The 18,605-nt window shown below is 33.8% G+C and carries 17 protein-coding genes and 1 pseudogene; 5 read left to right on the forward strand and 13 right to left on the reverse strand.

What is annotated here, in order from left to right:
- Positions 1–12: 12 nt before the first annotated feature.
- The 5 genes from BQ5364_RS09220 (at position 13) to BQ5364_RS09240 (ending at position 4,372) form a co-directional block, all read left to right on the forward strand.
- Positions 13–516: a winged helix-turn-helix domain-containing protein gene (locus BQ5364_RS09220; RefSeq protein ID WP_071144163.1), complete on the forward strand. Its 504-nt coding sequence runs from the start codon at positions 13–15 to the stop codon at positions 514–516.
- Between the two features lie 166 nt (positions 517–682).
- Entirely contained in the window at positions 683–922 is a 240-nt protein-coding gene (locus BQ5364_RS09225) for a conjugal transfer protein (RefSeq protein ID WP_235837201.1), read from the forward strand.
- A 15-nt stretch (positions 923–937) separates the two neighbouring features.
- Entirely contained in the window at positions 938–1,249 is a 312-nt protein-coding gene (locus tag BQ5364_RS09230; protein WP_071144164.1) for a DUF3784 domain-containing protein, read from the forward strand.
- Positions 1,250–1,414: 165 nt separating this feature from the next.
- Positions 1,415–4,180: a magnesium-translocating P-type ATPase gene (mgtA, locus tag BQ5364_RS09235; protein WP_071144165.1), complete on the forward strand. Its 2,766-nt coding sequence runs from the start codon at positions 1,415–1,417 to the stop codon at positions 4,178–4,180.
- Between the two features lie 12 nt (positions 4,181–4,192).
- Entirely contained in the window at positions 4,193–4,372 is a 180-nt protein-coding gene (locus tag BQ5364_RS09240) for a hypothetical protein (protein WP_071144166.1), read from the forward strand.
- A gap of 356 nt (positions 4,373–4,728) precedes the next feature.
- On the opposite strand, the gene BQ5364_RS09245 is transcribed toward BQ5364_RS09240, so the two are convergent.
- The 13 genes and pseudogenes from BQ5364_RS09245 to BQ5364_RS09300 all read right to left on the reverse strand — a co-directional run bounded on the left by BQ5364_RS09245 (position 4,729) and on the right by BQ5364_RS09300 (position 18,435).
- Positions 4,729–7,815, reverse strand: a complete 3,087-nt coding sequence (locus BQ5364_RS09245) for an AAA family ATPase (protein ID WP_071144167.1) — start codon at positions 7,813–7,815, stop codon at positions 4,729–4,731.
- Complete coding sequence (locus tag BQ5364_RS09250) at positions 7,799–8,329, reverse strand: ABC-three component system middle component 1 (protein WP_071144168.1); 531 nt, start codon at positions 8,327–8,329, stop codon at positions 7,799–7,801. The genes BQ5364_RS09245 and BQ5364_RS09250 overlap by 17 nt, the downstream gene beginning before the upstream one ends.
- The gene (locus BQ5364_RS09255; RefSeq protein WP_071144169.1) at positions 8,326–9,696 is read right to left on the reverse strand and encodes a S1 family peptidase; all 1,371 of its coding nucleotides are present in this window, start codon (positions 9,694–9,696) and stop codon (positions 8,326–8,328) included. The genes BQ5364_RS09250 and BQ5364_RS09255 overlap by 4 nt, the downstream gene beginning before the upstream one ends.
- A complete protein-coding gene (locus BQ5364_RS09260; RefSeq protein WP_071144170.1) occupies positions 9,696–10,646 on the reverse strand; it encodes a ComEC/Rec2 family competence protein in 951 nt (316 codons plus the stop codon). Before BQ5364_RS09260 ends, BQ5364_RS09255 begins: the two co-directional genes overlap by 1 nt.
- Positions 10,647–10,946: 300 nt before the next feature.
- Positions 10,947–11,203 (reverse strand): annotated as a pseudogene (locus BQ5364_RS09265) (IS66 family transposase); the annotation flags it as partial.
- A gap of 505 nt (positions 11,204–11,708) precedes the next feature.
- Complete coding sequence (locus BQ5364_RS09270; protein ID WP_071144172.1) at positions 11,709–11,933, reverse strand: DUF6718 family protein; 225 nt, start codon at positions 11,931–11,933, stop codon at positions 11,709–11,711.
- Positions 11,902–12,528 carry a RelA/SpoT-related domain-containing protein gene (locus BQ5364_RS09275; protein ID WP_071144173.1) on the reverse strand — a complete coding sequence of 209 codons (627 nt, stop codon included), beginning with the start codon at positions 12,526–12,528 and terminating at the stop codon, positions 11,902–11,904. The genes BQ5364_RS09270 and BQ5364_RS09275 overlap by 32 nt, the downstream gene beginning before the upstream one ends.
- Before the next feature lie 340 nt (positions 12,529–12,868).
- On the reverse strand, positions 12,869–14,122 hold the full coding sequence (locus BQ5364_RS09280) for a Rho termination factor N-terminal domain-containing protein (protein ID WP_071144174.1): 1,254 nt from the start codon (positions 14,120–14,122) through the stop codon (positions 12,869–12,871).
- 24 nt (positions 14,123–14,146) lie between these two features.
- The gene (locus tag BQ5364_RS09285; RefSeq protein ID WP_235837152.1) at positions 14,147–14,557 is read right to left on the reverse strand and encodes a YkgJ family cysteine cluster protein; all 411 of its coding nucleotides are present in this window, start codon (positions 14,555–14,557) and stop codon (positions 14,147–14,149) included.
- Positions 14,558–14,733: 176 nt separating this feature from the next.
- On the reverse strand, positions 14,734–15,477 hold the full coding sequence (locus tag BQ5364_RS09290; protein WP_071144175.1) for a PD-(D/E)XK nuclease domain-containing protein: 744 nt from the start codon (positions 15,475–15,477) through the stop codon (positions 14,734–14,736).
- The gene (locus tag BQ5364_RS09295) at positions 15,470–16,654 is read right to left on the reverse strand and encodes an ATP-binding protein (protein ID WP_008975335.1); all 1,185 of its coding nucleotides are present in this window, start codon (positions 16,652–16,654) and stop codon (positions 15,470–15,472) included. Before BQ5364_RS09295 ends, BQ5364_RS09290 begins: the two co-directional genes overlap by 8 nt.
- A 414-nt stretch (positions 16,655–17,068) precedes the next feature.
- Entirely contained in the window at positions 17,069–17,221 is a 153-nt protein-coding gene (locus BQ5364_RS17930; protein ID WP_159431683.1) for a hypothetical protein, read from the reverse strand.
- A gap of 950 nt (positions 17,222–18,171) precedes the next feature.
- Positions 18,172–18,435: a hypothetical protein gene (locus BQ5364_RS09300; protein ID WP_235837153.1), complete on the reverse strand. Its 264-nt coding sequence runs from the start codon at positions 18,433–18,435 to the stop codon at positions 18,172–18,174.
- Positions 18,436–18,605 lie beyond the last annotated feature (170 nt).

Here is an 18,605-nt window from a genome sequence, read left to right on the forward strand (position 1 = left end):
GAGGCGCTCATGATGAAAAAGAATATCAGTTATATTCCCATGGATCATGCCCTTGAAATCTGGCTCTTGGAAAAATTATCAAGGGAACCGCCGGAAAGTGCTTATACAAAAGAGCTGATTTCCGGTATTCAGGACATGATAAGCGGAGAAGTATCCTCGCTGTTATTAGGAGCCTTAGAAGATACAGAAGTGGCCATTGGTGCACACTCGGATGAACTTCTGATCGGTGATCTGGAAATTCATCCAAGGAGCCGGAAAGTCCTGATGAAAGGTTCTGAAATCAGCCTGACACCAAAGGAATTCGATATTTTGTATTTTCTGGCTAAAAATCGTGGAGAAGTATTTACAAAAGAACAGATTTACCGTGCAGTATGGGAGGAAGATTATCTTCTGGATAACAGTAACATCATGGCTTTTATCCGGAAACTGCGAAAAAAGATTGAACCTGCCCCGGATTCTCCCACATACATTTTAACCATCTGGGGGATTGGTTACAAATTTAATGATGAGTTATGAGAAAGGCGGACTGAGACCATTTTTAGTTTCAGCCCGTCTATTTTCTTGCCAAATCGCAAGAAAATCGCAAGACTTTAGCCATAGGATTCCCCGGCTGTTTTTTATATACTTTTCGTGGTCAAAGAAACGTACCACAAATACGGTAATGATTCATACCAATTGGGAGGTGTTGCAATTGAAGCGAAAACAAAAAGATTTGAAAGGGGCAATCCTTTTTGCTCCCTACCCCATATTTACAATCCTATGCAGCTATCTGGGCTGGCATTTCTCTGAATATAGAATGATTATCTTTCAGTTTTGGTATCAGGTAAGTGCTGTGGTCTGGGTTATTCTTGCTACCACCATGATTGTGCTTATCACCAAACTTTTGAAACTGACGAAACGAAGCAGCCGCTTCTATCACTAAAAGGAGGAGCAGACAATGGACTTTACCTGCATTTTTTTTGGAATCCTATTTACCCTTGCCGGTCTTTGGTTTGCCTTTGGAAAAGGCTACTTCCATCTTTCCCTATGGAAAAATATGCCGCAAAAAGAGAAGGATAAACTCCGAATTATCCCTCTTTGCCGCAATATCGGAGGAATCATTACCTTAAACGGTGTCATCTTTCTGGTAAAAGGATTTTTGCCCTTATTTTCAAACCACTGGTTTGTATCTGCAATGATTGTATGGATGATACTTGCCGGCTTAGATGTCTGGTATATCGAAAAGAGCAACCGATACCACAGACCGTAATTCCCATTGCGGTTTTACATAGATAGCTTTTAAAGATTGTGAGGTGAAAGACATGGACTCTGAAGACAGTCCACGAAGGCAGAGAATATTGTATGAGTGTCCACAGATTCCGTGTCCCTCATAGAATTTTCCTTGCCCCTACAAACATTCAAGGAGGTAAGACTAATGAACAAAAAAGAAAATCGTATGGCTGTTCGCCAGACTGTAGAAAAGGCAGTCATCCGTGACGAACAGAACCGTCGCATCCAATCTGCAGCAACCAACCCGGTAAAAGAGGTTTTAAAAATCTTTCATACCACACTTAGGGGGTTAGAAGCAGATACCGTATCCGTAAACCGTTCCAAATACGGTACGAACAAAGTCACCCACGAAAAAAAGAAATCCCTGGCAAAACGTGTGGCAGGTGCATTTATCAACCCTTTTACTGCTATTTTATTTTGCCTTGCTTTTGTTTCCACGATTACGGATATGATTTTCCCGTATTTTTCACTCTTTGGAAGCGTACCAGAGGACTTTGATTTTTTGACAGTCGTTATCATTTTAACTATGGTATTTATTTCCGGTACCCTTCGCTTTGTGCAGGAATCCCGCAGCGGAAATGCGGCGGAAAAGCTGCTTGCAATGATCACAACCACCTGTACCGTCACCCGCATAGGACAGGAAAAAACAGAGATACCCATGGATGACCTGGTGGTAGGTGATATCGTCCATTTATCTGCCGGGGACATGATTCCGGCAGATGTCCGTATCCTGGATGCAAAAGATCTATTTGTCAGCCAGGCAAGCCTTACCGGAGAAAGTGAGCCGGTTGAAAAGCTCCCTCATGTAAGCCCACATAAGGACAGTGTAACGGATTACACCAATATTGCATTTATGGGCAGTAATGTGATCTCCGGAAGTGCAACGGCTGTCGTTATCTGTGTCGGTGATCATACGCTGTTTGGCTCTATGGCCGCTGCTGTTGCCGGAGAAGCTGTGGAAACCAGTTTTACGAAAGGTGTCAATGCTGTGTCATGGGTACTGATCCGTTTTATGCTGGTGATGGTTCCTCTGGTATTCTTTGTGAATGGCTTTACAAAGGGGGATTGGCTGGAGGCTTTCCTATTTGGGATTTCCATTGCAGTGGGACTCACACCGGAAATGCTTCCGATGATTGTAACCACCTGCCTTGCAAAAGGCGCTGTTTCCATGAGTAAAAAGCAAACCATTGTAAAAAACCTTAATTCCATTCAGAATTTTGGTGCTATGGATATCCTCTGTACAGACAAGACGGGGACACTGACACAGGATAAGGTGGTATTGGAATATCATCTCAATGTAAATGGAGAAGATGATACCAGAGTCCTTCGCCATGCCTATCTGAACAGTTACTTTCAGACAGGATATAAAAATCTCATGGATCTGTCTATTATCCATAAAACAGAGGAGATGGAGGCGGAAGATAAGCGTCTGATTGACCTGTCAGAAACCTACGTCAAGGTGGATGAGATTCCCTTTGACTTTAAACGCCGCCGTTTATCCACTGTGGTACAGGATAAAAACGGAAAGACACAGATGGTAACAAAAGGTGCTGTGGAAGAGATGCTTTCAATCTGTAGCTTTGCAGAATGTGACGGGCATGTACAACCTCTGCGTGATGAAGTGCGGAGCCGGATTTTGAAAACTGTAGATGGATTAAATGAAAAAGGTTTTCGTGTTTTGGCTATCGCCCAAAAGAGCAACCCATCTCCAGTGGGAGCTTTTGGTGTCAAAGATGAATGCGATATGGTGCTGATTGGTTATCTGGCATTTTTAGATCCACCGAAAGAATCTACTGCCGATGCTATCCAGGCATTGAAAAACCATGGGGTCCTTACCAAAATCCTCACAGGCGATAATGAAAAAGTAACCCGGACCATCTGTAAACAGGTGGGGCTGAAAGTCCGCAATATGCTCCTGGGTTCTGATCTGGAACACATGAGTGATGCTGAACTTGCCAGGGCGGCAGAAACCACCGAGGTATTTGCGAAACTGACACCGGAGCAGAAAGCCCGTATTGTTTCTGTTCTTCGTGAGAATGGTCATACGGTTGGATTTATGGGTGATGGAATCAATGATGCTGCTGCCATGAAATCTGCGGACATCGGAATCTCCGTAGATACAGCGGTAGACGTGGCGAAAGAATCAGCAGACATCATTCTTTTAGAAAAAGATCTGATGGTTTTGGAACAGGGCATCATTGAAGGGCGGAAAACCTATTCCAACATGATCAAGTACATCAAAATGACTGCTTCCTCCAATTTTGGAAATATGTTCTCCGTACTGGCTGCTTCTGCTCTTCTGCCATTCCTGCCAATGGAAAGTGTACATTTGATTTTCCTGAACCTAATCTACGACCTGTCCTGTACGGCAATCCCATGGGACAATGTAGATGAAGAGTTTATTGCCAAACCACGGAAATGGGATGCCTCCAGTGTAGGCAGTTTTATGATCTGGATCGGACCAACCAGCTCCATCTTTGATTTTACCACATACATTTTCATGTACTTTGTATTCTGCCCATTCTTTGTATCCAAGGGTATCCTGTTCAATGACCTGCCGGCTCATTTTAGCGGAACAGAGCTGACGGCGATGCAGACACAGTATATCGGAATGTTCCAGGCTGGCTGGTTTGTAGAATCTATGTGGAGCCAGACATTAGTGATCCACATGATTCGTACACCGAAGCTCCCATTTATCCAGAGCCGGGCATCTGCTCCTGTGACATTCCTTACAATGACAGGGATTACGATTCTAACCGTCATACCATTTACGATATTTGGAAAACTTCTTGGGTTTGTGGCACTGCCAGCAGCATACTTTGCATATCTGCTTCCGTGCATCTTATTGTATATGGTTTTGGCAACAAGCTTGAAAAAGGCTTATGTCCGTCATTTTGGCGAATTGCTTTAAGGAGGTGCAACAATGAACTGGAAAGAACTTTGGATGACACTTTTTGGAACTACGGAATGGCTTGGTCTGAACATAGGATTCTGGGTAGCTTTAGCTGCCGTATTACTGATTGTAATTCTTATGAACGTTCTATTTTGGTCTATGAAGCCGAAAACAGACACCAAAAACTGTACTAATAAAAAAGAGGCATAAAAGAAACATAGGAATTCACTACACCGGACCTTTAAAAACAACACAGTTGAAAAATTTAATCCCCGTTTTGGAAAGTCAAAAAATCCAAAACGGGTTTCTCTCGTATGACCGTTTTTTTTAATACTGCATCTGCCCATAATCGATATTACTCGAAATTGGATTAGGACACCAGAAGAACTGCAATCAGATTCATTTCCATGTAAAATATTTTTTGAAAACTTAATTATTATATAAACAAGCGCAAAACTTTTGAAACTACTATCCCATTTTTTTGTTCTTAACCATTTTTCAATTAACGCCTAAAAACACTATTCAAATGGTTCTGCATATGAAGATTGTAAACAGCCGAATCCAAATTATAATCTGTTGTCTTCTCTCAAGGTTGCTTCATCTTCAAAAACTAAAAATTTAGAATTATAATGTTTTGGGTTTAATTTAACTTTCATTATTTCATAAAAATTTTCTTCATGAGTTGAAATGATTAACTGCCAGTCTGTTTCGCTTATTATAGTTCTTAAAACATCAATAAATGATAATACATTTAAATCATCAAAATGTCCAATAGGATCATCAATAAAAATAGTTTTAATTTTAGGATTAATTGCTGTGAGGGCACCTCCCAAAAACACACTTAACGCAACTGTATTAAGTTGAGCCGAACTAAAAAACAATTCTGGTATTACTCCCTCTTCTTTATCATTCAAAACTTTTATATATAACTCTGGTACTCCATCATTATTAAAACCAATTTGATATTCTAATTGTCTAAAGCGTTTATGAGGCTCTATCTTTTCATATATATGGCTAATTGTAATTCCGCCAAATACATTTTTTATATGTTCTTCTAGTTGTCTTTGCGCCGAAAAAAAGATTTTTTCGGCAATCTCTAATTTTCGCGTTACAAAATGCTCTTTTTCTTGTAATTTTATTCGTTCTTCTTCTAGCCGATTGTAAGTATTTATACTTTCCTTTATTGATAAATCACTCAAGCATCGACTTAGTGCCTCTATTTTTTTTTGAGCCATATCAACTTTAGAATCAAGTTTCATTTTAAAATGTAGAATAGTTTTATGCGAAATAGTTTTTTTCTTAAACACACTATTTTTATATTTTCTAAAAATATCTACCCATCCTTCTTCAGGTATATTTAACTTACTAACAAGCGAAGAATATTGCTCTACATTTTTGTAATGGTATATTTTATATACCTGAAGTAATTTATCTATTTCCTTAATTGAAGATAAATATTTTTCGATTTCATAATTATATTCCTTTATCAATGACAAATAATCATCATATGAAAACAAATTTCTCTTGGCTAAAATATCTAATTTCTGCTTATTATTTATATCATCATAAAAGCATTTTTTATTTTTCTCTAAATCTTCTAAAATTTCTTTTTCTGAGTCAATTATTCTCGAGAGTTTATCTATATTTTTTTGTATCTCACCAATCTTATTATTATACTTATCTATTTTTGCACTTAAGTCTGTTTTCCTTTTTTCATATGCCTCCTTAACATAAGGTTCTGTTAATTCAATAGTATCTTCCTCTATACTATTACAGATTATAGATTTTATTATTTCTTTTTGAGCTTCTATATGTTGACAGTATAGTTCATTATCTTTAATCTGTTTTTTATATGCCGCAATCTTATTTTGAAAATCTATAATTAGCTGTTGATTTTTATATAGCATATTTTCTAAATCTTCACTTATATTTTGATTTTCATTCTTATAATTTTCTTGTACTTCCTTTAATACCTTTCTATTACTATCCCATTCTTCTTTTTTTAATGATAACATTTCCTGCTGAGCAGATAAATCAATTTTTTTTAGCAATTCCTGAGTATTAGTAAAAGTACTTTTGCAGACTGGACAGATATTCATATTTTCTTTTTGTATTTCCTTTTTTGCTAAAGTTAGTAGTTCATCTAAATTATCTATGTCATCCTTCATTTTTTGATAAACATATTTGGATTTTTTTTCTTTTTCTGTATAATCATTTATGGTATCTTTAATTTTTTTAATTCTTTCGTAAAATTGCATAATCCAATTATACAGCAATATTTCATCTTTTTCTAAAGACAGCACAAATTTATCATAATCTTCTCCCGATGCCTTTAACAAATATTGTCGCTCTTTTTCATACTGCTCGATCGTTTCCTGATTTTCTTTTATTTTTTCAATAAGGATATTCTGCTGATTTTTATTGAGTATAGATTTTTCTTGTACTTCTAACTCCTGTATTTTAGATATCCATTGGATATAGTTGTCTGATAAATTCTTTAATTTTGCAATATAAGATTTTTGGCTTTCTTTACATATATCAAGTTGACTACATATTTTTTGTTTGTGTAAGTCATTATTTTGCAAATCTTCATTAATCTTTGTATAAGTTGCTTTTGTTTCTATGTATTTTTCGTATTGGATAAACCACTGGCGATCAAGTAAAATTTCTATATCATTCTTATTTTGGGTTATTCTATCAATTTTTTTAAGTAAATTTTGTTTTTTCTCTATTAATTCTTTTTTCTCATAACACTTTCTAATTATTTCGCTCCATCTTTTCTTTCTAGAATATAATTCTTGTTCATATTTCTGAAACTCTACATACTCGTTAAAATGTTTTTCCAAATACAAACATTGCTCACTTAAATATCGTTGTTCTGAAATATAACTGTTTAAAGAATGTAAAAATTTTTCTCCTGACAAAATGCTATCAATATTTACTTTTTCATTTTTGCGATATTGTAATGATTCTAGCTTTCCGATTTTAGGTATAAATAACCGATTATATTCTGATACTGTCTTATTATATTCGACTACTTTTTCTTCTATATTTATATCCGATAATTGTACCGATAATAAATATAATTGTTCATTACAATCCTGTTTTTCTTTATCTATTTCTTTATATACATTATAAATTGATTGAAAAAGATTTCTTTGCTTATTATTTGGATCCCAGAAATTTCCCCATTCATTATACATAGATTCTGGCTTACTTGCATAAATAAAACTATCTATTTTACTATGAGGCAAAATCTGCTTTTTATTTATAAGCTCCTTGCATTCACCACTTGGCTTACCTTTATTATAATCATTTATAGAATCGTATCTTTTAACTACAGTACGGCGACCACATTTTCCATCTGAAAATTCTACACTAATACTTGCACCTTCATTCTCAGAAGCATATCGATTTTTTAAGACATTTCCCTCATATCTTGTAATATTGTTTTTCAAATCTTTTTGTAATAAATGAATTTCACCAGTAAAAAACCACTCAAACCCATCAAATAGAGATGTTTTCCCAAATCCGTTTTTGCCATATATACATATAAAGTCTGCCGGCTGATTGTTTGAATTATTAAAACTAATTTCTCGCTTTCCTGAAAAAACCCTAAAATTTTCTAAAGTGATCTTACTTATTTTTTTCATTTATTTCCTCCTGAGCACACCTTTTAATATATTTTTTTAGTTCTGTTATAAAATTCAAATCATTAAGATTTGTTATAAAATCCATTCCTTCTATAAAACAAGGTTGATCACTGGTTTCCTTTTCAATTTGCAAATCAAATAGTTTTGAGTTTATAATTTGTTCTAGATTTTTTTTATTCTTAGGCATTTCTGATTGCAAAACAATTTTTCTAGAAGAAAATTTATTTTGCTCAATATTATATATTAAATTCCCTTTTATATTAGGTTGAAAAAAAACAATATATATATTATAAATTTCTATTAAATCACTTAAACCTTTTTGAATTACATCTGACACATTGTTTGTTAATTCTTTCCAATTTGCTTTTAGTGAATTCACATCAGAAAATTCGCAACAAACAATGTGTATAAAATAGTCTTCGGTTTTTCGTTTCATATATATAATTTTACATTTTTCATCTAAAATGTTATCTTTTAAACTTGTTATATCCTCAATATAAGTATAATCCTTCATTTTTCTAATTCCTTAATATAATCAGCAAATTTTTCATCTAATTGTTGCGTATTTCCACTTCTAAGCATACTGATAATTTCATCAATATGTATAATTGCTTTTGGCTTGGGATCTTTAAAAATACTTGTTATATCCAACTCATTCCCTGGTATACGTGTAATATCTCCTAAAACACTTTCATATTCCAAATATGTACACTTTTTCTGATTATCTCTTGGTTTCTGCTCCGATCCCCATATAATGATACAGCCATCCTCTAATCTATGTGCTATTTCTTTTTCCGATTTTAGTGCATAAATAAAATGACTTAATTTTAATTGTGCTTGTGTATTTCTCCCTTTTCCTTCACTACAAATAAAATATATAGGTATCTCTTTAGGAACTGTAATTTTAGGCATCTTCAAGTCAACATTTTTGTTTATTGCATTTAAGAAAACAGCAAGTACCAATAAGAAACCTCTAAAATAGACACACTGATAATAACTTGTGCTATATCTACATTCGTCACAGAAATCATAAAAAGTTCCTTTAATAGCTTCTGCCATATCTTCTTCAACTACTTTATCAAGCAAAAATAGCATCTTTGGCAAATCATTTTCGCCTAAGTCTTCTACTATTTCTTCTTTGAAATATTCTAATTGATCTGACAAATTTCCATTTATTTTGTTTATTAATTCTGGAATATCATACTTCTTTTCGCAACACATCATCCTAACAAAATCAGATGTTGTTCCCATCAAATTTCCTCTTGCTGCATTATTACCCACAGCTCCCTTATGTATTCCGACCAATGCGAATTCTACTCCTAAATCACAAAAAACACCTGCTCCTGAAAACCCTTGCATTTCAGAATTTCTATCTGATGAATTGATGTCACCTGAGCAAATTTTATATTTTAATGTCGATATTCTATTATCAATGCCAGCATATTCTAAATTCATTGTATCTATAGATATTAAGTAAGATTGCTTACTATATCCTTCTATTGGAAATCCTGCCATAATTAGCTTTTTATCTTGACAAATATTTTCTGATTCACCTTGAAAAGTTACAAATTTATAACTTTGGAAATCGTCATATACATAATTCAATCTAATAATTCCTACATCACCAAAATCTCCTTTTTGCTGATATGTTTCAGATATAGCAATCATATTTTTTTCAACTAGGACATTTACTTCTTTTCCTTGATACTGAAATTCAACTTCCACATTTTCACGATCTTTAATAACATGTGCTGCCGTAAATACATATAGTCTATTATGTTCACAGTCCGTTGGTTTCCATAACACTCCACTACCTAACATTTGATCCCCTGCTTTTATGCGGACAGCATATTTTTTTAAATCTTCACTATGATTTCCCATTACAAAATTATTTTTTCTTCTCCTATGTAACTCATTATAATTTTATTAGTATCAATATATTTTTGCTGGTCATTAATTGTGAAATATTCATCTGACCACCAATCATAATTAAGCAGTAATTCAGTGTGATCCTGCTCCTCCCCAAAACGCCGGAGGGTAACTTTATCAATTTTTTTATTAGTTGAAACAATAAACCGCTCTGTGTCTAGCCCTCTTATTAATTCTCTTGATATATTTCTTGGACTTCCGTGATGAGGTAATTTCACTATTTCAAACTTTGTATCAGAATAATACTTATTAATAGCTCGTAATATATTTTCGGATGTGCTATCTCCTGAAAATAGTATTTTTTTATCATCAAATTCTAGAACAAATATAATTGATGCTCTATTACTTTCAGATGTGTCAGACTTGTATTCATCTATAGCATCATCAATATTACCAAAGAATAAATTTGACGCATGTTCCTGAAAAGCATCTATTTTTTCTATCTTTTCTGCTACGGCCAAAACCTCTTGTTCAGTTGGTCCAATCACTTTAACTGTTCCATCGCAAAAGCAATACTCCTTCCCTTCCAAAATAGGATATTCTACTGGAATTCCTTTTTCCTTCATCAAGGAAACTAAAGATGAAACATTATTGGGTGAATGTTCTTGCATATTGAAATATACACTTGTCCCAAATCCATTTATCCAAACCTTGTCAATAATTTTTTCGTTTTCATTTTTCAAATATTGAATGCAACCTTTTATATGGTCATCATCTATATGAGAAAAAATCAGTAAATCTATTCTTTCTTTATTTTCGATGATTTTATTTGTTAAATTGATGAAGCCTGATGCAAATGTTGAAGGACCTGCATCTACCACGATATTTACATTTTTCTTCGCAATACATCGTATCCAAATACAATCTCCCTGAAAAGCTTTTTGTACTTCTATTTCTATCATTCTTGTTTTCTCCTTTATCAGATATACTTTAACATATTTTCTCTATTTTTACTATTGTAAAAGACATTTAGTATCAGTGTAAACGTCAAATCATACGCCTGGCGTTATAATTAACGCCTCTTTATTGAGCGGCGTGGTTTTCTACACTCTTCTGGCCGTTTCTCTGACCAAGTTATCAAATTTTCCTACTTTGTAGAATCTATATTTCCTTGTTCATCACAAAAATTAGGTAATTCCGTAAGAATATATTTAAAGTAGTAATACGAGCGAAGATTATCCAACTTAGTTTCATCTGTTCTAGATATAAGTCACAGCCTTATCCATTCTGGTACCTTTGAAAGTTTTTTTCTTATCAAGCCACGACAAAAAGCCTTCTACTATCGGCTTTGCTTTTTCAAAACGAGCCTTTTTGATAGTATCAAAGGATATGTACTTTGCTTTAATACCATCTTCCAGATGGAAGAGTTGGTTGATATACATCATGCCCTGTGCGGAAGGTTGCGTATAAGCCAGCTCTTTCCTTTGAGAATAGCATCTGTCAGGTATCTCCTGATATGGACCTTGCCCTAAGTCCTTCATAATATCGTAGTATAATCAAGCCTTTATCTAATGACTCTACCCTCTATTTTCTATTTATCTATCTTTCGATTAACTTAGAGCCCAAAAATCCACATCCGTTTTCTGTCAGAGCAGCCAAAACTTTTCTTCTCCCAACTAATCAAACGCAAATACTCCATTTAACATTACTTCATTTTTTATAAAAAATGTTTGTATTCAAACTTTACCAAGAAAATTGCACAAAAAGGCAATAATTATCTACATAATCACTGCCTTCTACTAAATTTATTATTTTCTATTGCTCATTCGTCTGTCTCTTCCTCATTATTTCTAAAGAATTTATCTCTATAATCCCGATACAAAAGTTTTGTCAATTCAGACCTTTTATCTGCTCATCTTATATCTGCTTCATAACCGAACGCCCATTTTCTTTTCACGCAGAAAAGAAGCTTCACACTAATTATTTAGTGCAAAATCCCCTTCCCGATTTACCGGAATCTCTTCCTACATATTTATAACTTTCTTTTCAAACTCTGCCTCTGAATCAACAAAATGATATGGCTCATACTCTCCAAAAGCAGATGGTCTGCTTATTGTAACAAGCTGTATTTTTTCATATCCAACTTTTTTTTCAATTCTTCTTTTAAAGTCCGAAAGGTGTTGTCCATGTATTGTCTTTAATGCAATACAACCGACTTCATCTATATGTTTCGCTATCAAATAGCACATGGTCTAATTCCTCCTTAAACTCTTTCTCTGATAAAATTTTAGCACTCTCATATCGTTTTCTCAAGTAACAGCCTACAGAATTATCATATTCTTTCTTATACACATATTTATGAAGCCAATTATTAAACTGTCTGTCATAATATGTATTATACTGAATTTCAATAGGATAGTGTTTTCCATCAAGCTGAAAATACACATGAATCCCCCTATAGCCATCATCATTCGCTTTTCCATTTGTCATATCTGCAATCCTAAATTTGTCAATTTTTTTCAGTTGCAAGACTTCTTCATAATTATCACATAGAGAACGAAATCCTAACAGATCATCAAATACTTTTCTTGCTTGATGATCCGGATAATATCGTTTATATTTTAGTATTGCGGATTGAACACTCTTTATTCTATAATCTAATGCCAAATCGTCCAATCCTTCTGCTGAATCATACCACTCATTCACTTCTATAAGTTCTTTAATCAGTTTCTCTTTATTAAAATAGTGCAAGTTCTTTTTTAAATTAATTCCCAATTTTGATTGATAGGACAATTTTTTCAATATATCAGTTGTCAAACTATCTCTTTCTAATATATCCGACATACCATTGTCTCTCTTTCTAATTATTTATATACATCAAACTTTCTCTCATTATAACAAAGTAATTTTTTTGCAACAATACTATAACTGTCTTTTAGAAAAGTCACTCTACTTTTTCTTCAAAACTCATCCTGCGAACACAAAAGCAATCACCTATATGTACAAATTAGGTCACTCGTCCATCTTTTTTACCTATTTCATCGAGTGTTATTCTGTCTGCACAGTCCGCAGAAACAGCATAAAAACACAAAAAACAGCACTCAATATCACTCGTTTTCTGCCTTATAAATAGTAACTCACGAAATATTCCACTCTCGTAACTGATCCAAAACATTTCTTAGCATCAATTCTTCTTTCCACAGCATTTTTTATATTTCTTTCCTGAGCCACATGGGCATGGATCATTTGGATATATTTTCTTTTCTACTCGTATTGGTTCCTCGTTCAGCCCTCTCGGAAACATTGTTGTTTGAATAACATTTGTATTTCCATTTAAGTCAACCGGCACCCCCATAGCCTGCAACTGTGGTACAGTACCCTTTAAAATCGCAGCCGCATTAGAACTAGCCGGAACCATTGTTGGCATTTTATCGATAGGCATTTTTCTCGCCATTTCACTTGGTTTGTACCCTCTGTTCTCTTTCATTCGGGTATTGTTGTGTGCCACCACAAGTAACTCTAGCAATTCATTTATCATCTTCTCTTCAAATTCAATATTGGCTTCCGTCATTTTATTGATAATCTTTGATGGCGATTCGCTTTCATAACTATTTGCCCATACTTGCAGACACCATGTCACTGCTTGTTCATAAGGAAGCCTTAATTTCTTAATGAAAAAAGATTCCAACTTTTTATATTCAGAGGAACTTGCCTCATATCCAGTTCTACATATCTCATCTATCTGCTGTGCCGATGGAATATAAAAATCTTTATCCATCTGTTGTCGAAGCAAGTAACCAAATTCCTCATCCTCAAACAACTGTAAATGCACAAATATTCCTTTTTCTGAGTATAACGGATCCTCTTTTGGACATCCTTTCATCCCAAGTCTGTCCATTGTAAAAAGACATGATTCCACAATATCAACCGGCATTTCCCAAAGCATTTCTATCATTTCATCTATAGAGCACTTCACTTTCTGCCTATACATTTCATAGATAACTTCGATCGGTGCTATTCCATAATATTGTATAAAAAAATGTATGCACTTTACCATCCAGCCTTTTCTGCATTGCTTCCGTCGAAATGACTCATCATCTACTTTGGAAAAGGCAACAGCAACATCTTCAAATACACAAAATCTGTCAGTAGGCTCTTCAAAATATCCAATCCAGTATCTGTAAAGCTGCATCGCATCTACCACTTCATTTACAGAAACAGCTGTAGGAGAAATACAAGCTTTCCGAAATAAGTCCATCTGTTCTTTTGTAAGGCATGCTAATCTGCTTCTAAGCATTTCCTCTGTACAAAAATTATCAACAATTCTATCTATTAAATCAGATTTTCGGAGTCCTGAACACTTTCTGATTTCAAAACTTCTTGCCTGATCTAATAGTTCTTCTTTTGTATATTCTGTCAAATATTCTCTTAATAACATTTCTGCTCCCTATCTACTCATATTTCATCTTCCATAACGAAATCCATATTCTATTTTTAATCTCTCATATATTTCAAATGCTATCGGACAGACTTCTACTGTTTCCAATACACTGTACAAACTATGTAACCTCTCTGGCTGATCCGTATATGGATATTTCCTGCAATTCTCAGGTTTATATTCTCCCAGCTTACAGTTTCCGTCTTCTTCCAGAAAATCACACGGATGATGCTTAGTTACATATGTATTTTCACTTTCTTTTTTTATCAAATAAGACTTTATAAGCTCTTCTTTCGTAATTCCCAAATATTCTGCATCTTTCTCCAAATCTTCTTCTGGAATACTTCCGCAGTACATCTTACAACAGTTCCTACATCTGCTACAGTCATAATTTGCAAACAACTCTTCATGAAATTTTTTGAACTGCTCGTCCAATTCTTTTTCATCCGCATTACATTTTTAGAATGTACGGAATTCAATATTTTCATTTTCCTTTTTCTTCGCTTCAAATTTTACTTTTCTTGGTGCAATCATATTATCACCTCATTTTTCTCATCTTTTGCTGACATTGAGCCTTTTCTCACCCAACTCTGTCCCGTCAAATTTATCCTTTACATATTGACAGGTTGCAAAATAATAATCCTGACTTCCTTTCCATCAAAACTCCTGTTAAAATTTGATTCAAAAGCATGCCTGTCTTTTATAATTTTTTCTTTGTCGTAGATATAAAAGAATATATAATCCGCCTTATAATGTACAATATCAGCTTCTATTTCTTCTGTCAGCTTTTTTAAGTTTGTTGATGTTCTTGTACACTTTGCTTCTATGATTGTATTTAAAGAAAAAATTTTTATATCGCTTCTAACAGTTCCAACTCCCGAATCATCACTTACCTCTCTTCTGGCATCCGGATACAATGGCTTTATAACTGCATAAAGCAAATGCTGTAAATCATATTCATTTTCAATCTGTATTTTTTTCAAGTTTTCAGACGTAAGTGATGCCCTCTTATCTGGTTTTACTTCCCTAAACGCTTCTAAGAAGAAATAAAAATTTCGCAGATACCTTTCAATCCCCTTTTGAATAAATTGTGATGACTTCTCATATTCTTCACATAAAATACTGTCCAAATAGATCAACAGATTTTCTTTTGCCTTTAACATATTTTCACGGGTAGATTCTTTTGAAAATTTGTTCACCATATATTTCTGTTTATTTCTAATATTTTGAACAATATCATTCTTATATGATTCTTGTTTCATCATCTGGTGCAGCTTCGATATAAATTCCTCATATTCCTCTACAGTATCCACTAATTTCAACTTTTCGATATACTCTTTCAGCATATTATCCATTCATTCTCCCCCATCTCAGATAAAACAAAAATAGTGGATCCAAAACATACACTTTTCCGTCTTTCCATTCTATTGCTTTATAAATTTCTTCTTTTTCTTTTAGGATTGTTTGTAAATTATTTAAATGACTTTTTACAGAATTTCTATCCGGTTTTCCTTCTGTTTTAGGAATAAGGTTTATGATTCTGTCATAAACTGTGTCAAAATCCAATTCCATAATCGGAGGATTTTTGGCTAACGATTCCACGATCAGTCCATACAAATCCAATTCTTTTCCATCTAATGTTTTGTATAAATTTCTTTTCTTTCCACGCGGATTTGGACCTTTAGACATTACATTTACCACATCGTAATAGTTAAAGTTAACCGTTGTAAATTTATATGCCATTTCCAACATATCAAAATTTACAATATGCTCATTTTTGTCTTCCAACAATGTGCAAATGCTCAGACAAATATACTGCATTAACTGTGGTGATGTAAGACATTCAACTGCCAACTGTTCTGCAACTTCATCTGTTATCTTAATATCAAGTTGTTTAAATCCTTTTAAAGCAATCTCTTTTAAATCCTTTTTTTCCCACGCTTCAATATTAATTAAACTCAATCTTCCCGATAAATCTGCATTCTGGCGAATTGCATCGTCTGCCCTATGCGGAAGAGAAACTACGACTACCTTTAATTCTCTTCTAATTGCATCTTTGAGCTGTTGTGCCATTTTTGTCTGCATCTCTTTTGAAGCATAATGAAAATCATCAATTACTAATACTTTATCGTGCTCTTTATAATATTGAATAACGGTATCTTTCGCTAGAACATACTTTTCGCTTTTACTATCTGTTTCCTTACTATTTCCTTCATTAACCTCTCTTTCTGTTGTCAATTCTCCTTTATAAGGCAACCCCACTTTTGCAGCAACAATTGCCCAAAAATCTGTGTTGCTGTTAAAATCCGCACCAGAAATTTCAACAATGTTGTCAAATCCAATTACCTTCTCGCATAAGATTGTCTTTCCCATTTTTGATGGTCCAATTAATGATGTAAGGCAACCTGCTGTTCTCAATGCCTGCTTTAAACGTAATTCATATGATATACCTGTATTTTCATAATTCCTGGAGACATATGTATATTCCGGATACGCTCCAGGTTTAAATACATTTTCTGCTTTTAGTCTCATATTAGCACCTCCAAATATTAATTACTCTAATTATAACACATTTTATTACTTTTTAAATATTTTATTACTTTTTATTGGTCTAAATATCATTTGACCATAATATAACTTCATTGTTATACTCCAGCACAAATGATTTTGTTCTCTAGCATACTTAATAGAAAACAAAAAGGCTGAAGCCCATGATGCGACTCCAACCCTTTAATTTCTCTCGACAAAAGAAAACATATAACCCTTGCATTTATATTTAATTATTCTGAATGATATTCACTCCAAATTACCATTTTTGCGTAACAAATTCAATTTCGTAACAATATCATTCTTTCATTTTCAGTTTCGTTTAGTTTCATCCAATCCATACATCTCGTACTTCAAATCACAGAACAACACTATATATTGTTCTTTAGCACTGCTACATTATAGCACTTCAGAAACGTCCGGAAAGCACATGGCAAAACGGATATCCACCTCATTTTTGTTTTTCATCACCGAGTTCACTTCGTTCCCGATATACCGGGCCGGCTTCTCGATTTTTAGTAATATTTCATCATTTAAAGCTAGTTTTCTCATATTTCTCCTTTCGTTTTTGTTTAATATATACAAAAAAGTAATCTTATTTTCTTTTTCGATTTTCACGAAAAATAGCTGTTTTTTTATGATTTTCAGGGACGCTTTTCAGTATGAAAAATGCTGTTTTTCATCTGATTTTTGCCCTTGCGTAACAAATTTACTTTTTTTCTACTGTGCAGCACTATGCATAATTATACACCATTTTCATAGTCTTGCATAAAATACATAGCACTGCATAACATAATTCAATACTATAAATCACTTATTTTGCAATTAAATTCTTAAAAATTTTGTCCTGCTTTTTCTATCATTTAACACCCTATATGAGAATATGATATTATTTGATATAAAGCAGCAGACAACATTCTGAGACAGCATGCTAACCCATCATATTATATGCTTTTTGCAGAAGGAGTTCAAGCAAATTTTGGTTTATCTTCTCCAAGTTTTTCAAACAACTGCATATTTTCCTTTTTTCGAATTTCTAATTCTTGAAAAATTCTGAATATTTTAACCCTAAAATTTCACCCTTGCGTAAACCTACAAACAAAGCCAGTAAAATCTCTAAATAAACAGAATGGTATTCTTACGCCGCTTGAAGCAATGTCCGTATCTGCTTTTTAGAATAAAGTACCTATTTGGTAGGTGCTTATATGCTTTCTTTCGCCATAAAGCACCGTAACATAATTGATTTGTGTGTGTCAATACCTGCATCTATGTTTGTAAACATGGTTTAGTTTCCTTCATCTAACCAATGGGCGAAGAAAGACTTGGGAATACGATAAATATTTCCAATTTTTATAACTTTGAATGGTTAATCTGAATTGAATTTATTAAAACCTAAAAAATCTTTCCAACCACCCATCATAAATGTTAAACTGTTTTTTCCCAAAGTCAAAAATGCCAATGCCCGTAAAACGCCCTTATATTTTTCACTATCCAGACAAATTTCATATTCTCCCCAAAATATGTTTTGCTGTAGACCAGATTTTTGATGGTCCGTTTTTGCTTTGCATATTATATTCTACGTAGGATAATCCTGCTTTCACATTTGCTTTAATCTCCTGTTCCACCTTTTCTTGAAAACAAAAATCACCAAGACAAGAAAAAATATCATCTACAGTAAGTGGATAATCAATTCTGCTCCTTTCTTTATAAGAAAAGGCAGAAGAATATTCTAATCCCTCTGCCTGTGTTGCTATTATCTTAAGCAAACAAATTCTACCATTTCCTGTGGATAATGGATCCTCCCTTCCCCCTTTCATTGCACAATCTTCCCTCCTCTCCAGTCAACAGTAAAAAAGGAGTATCCGAATCTGTTTTTTTCTTTCCATTTTATTTTCTAGTTTTTGATACTCCCGAAAAATCTTGTCGTCAACATCTT

Source organism: Coprococcus phoceensis, from assembly GCF_900104635.1.
Taxonomy (GTDB): domain Bacteria; phylum Bacillota; class Clostridia; order Lachnospirales; family Lachnospiraceae; genus Faecalimonas; species Faecalimonas phoceensis.